Source organism: Desulfobulbus alkaliphilus, assembly GCF_016918545.1.
Taxonomy (GTDB): Bacteria; Desulfobacterota; Desulfobulbia; order Desulfobulbales; family Desulfobulbaceae; genus Desulfobulbus; species Desulfobulbus alkaliphilus.
The window spans coordinates 1-434 of the sequence record NZ_JAFFQC010000281.1; the positions used below are offsets into that span (position 1 = coordinate 1).

1 protein-coding gene is annotated in these 434 nt (G+C 67.3%); it reads left to right on the forward strand.

Annotation, left to right across the window (positions count from 1 at the left end; translation table 11 throughout):
* A partial coding sequence (locus JWG43_RS20915; protein ID WP_205244396.1) for a glucokinase occupies positions 1 to 434 on the forward strand: 434 nt, incomplete at both ends.

Below are 434 nucleotides of genomic sequence, written 5' to 3' on the forward strand. Positions count from 1 at the left end.
GGGCACGCCTGCTTCCCCCCCGGCGATCCGGTCGAGGACGAAATCCTGCGCATCCTGCGTCGCCGCTATGACCGGGTGTCGATCGAGCGGCTGATCTGCGGGCCGGGCCTGCTGAACATGCACCGGGCCCTGGCCGAGATCGACGGGCGCGAGACCCACATCGATGAACCCGCTCAGATCACTGCAACGGCTCTGGCCGATCCGAACAGCCCGTGCGGCGCGACCCTGGCCCGCTTCTGCGCCATCCTGGGCGCGGTCGCCGGCGACATCGCCCTGACCACCGGCGCGCGCGGCGGCGTCTATATCGCCGGCGGCATCGTTCCGCGCATCCTGCCCTTCATCAAGGCGAGCCCTTTCCGCCAGCGCTTCGAGCGCAAGGGCCGGTTCAAGGAATATATGCAGGACATTCCGACCAAGGTGATCATGCATAAACA